Annotated in this window: 1 protein-coding gene; it reads left to right on the plus strand. The window is 58.7% G+C overall.

Annotated elements, in window-relative coordinates; translation table 11 throughout:
• A partial coding sequence (locus BQ17_RS19230) for an SURF1 family cytochrome oxidase biogenesis protein (protein WP_305118705.1) occupies positions 1 to 301 on the plus strand: 301 nt, incomplete at its 5' end.
• Positions 302 to 349 lie beyond the last annotated feature (48 nt).

Below are 349 nucleotides of genomic sequence, written 5' to 3' on the forward strand. Positions count from 1 at the left end.
ACCCCTGCGTATCCGGGGATCGGACAGCCGAGTCCTGGTGAACCGGGGTTGGATTGCCGCGCCCGGTGATGGAAGCCCGGTTGCGGCGCCGATACCCCGAGGGGAAGTGACGGTGACGGGAGAGGCCCATCTTCCCTCACCCCCCGCCCTTGCGCTTCACGGTAACCCGGAGGCGGCGAAAGACTGGGGTCGGCGTTGGCCCTACCTCACCCTGGAGCTCTACACGGCGGCAACCGGCATCCAGATACTGCCGGTGGTCATTTTGCAAGATCCGGTAGTGGTAAATATCAGAGTGATATAGTAAGGTAGTTAATTCTTAATGATTCAAAATCCCGAGATTTTTACCATC

The sequence above is a fragment of the Candidatus Thiosymbion oneisti genome (assembly GCF_900092655.1).
Taxonomy (GTDB): Bacteria; Pseudomonadota; Gammaproteobacteria; order Chromatiales; family Chromatiaceae; genus Thiosymbion; species Thiosymbion oneisti.